Here is a 269-nt window from a genome sequence, read left to right on the forward strand (position 1 = left end):
CGACTGGGCCGTGTCGGGCGCGAACTGGAACGCGTACGCCGCGCCCCTCGCGCGCGGCTACGTGTACACCGACCGCCCCGTCTACCGCCCCGGCCAGCGCGTCGAGTTCAAGGGCGTGGCGCGCCGCGCGCGGGATCTCGCGCCCCTCGCGGGACAGGAGGTGCGCGTCAGCGTCCGCTCGCCCTTCGACGAGGAGGTCTACCGCCGCACCCTGCGCGCCGACCGCTTCGGGTCCTTCTCGGGCGGCCTCGACCTCCCGGCGGGCGCGC

Annotated in this window: 1 protein-coding gene; it reads left to right on the forward strand. The window is 77.0% G+C overall.

Annotated elements, in window-relative coordinates:
* The coding region (locus DEIPI_RS32485; protein WP_157463794.1) for an MG2 domain-containing protein at positions 1–269 on the forward strand (269 nt) is incomplete at both ends.

Origin of the sequence: Deinococcus pimensis DSM 21231 (assembly GCF_000519345.1) — a bacterium.
Classification (GTDB): Bacteria; Deinococcota; Deinococci; order Deinococcales; family Deinococcaceae; genus Deinococcus_A; species Deinococcus_A pimensis.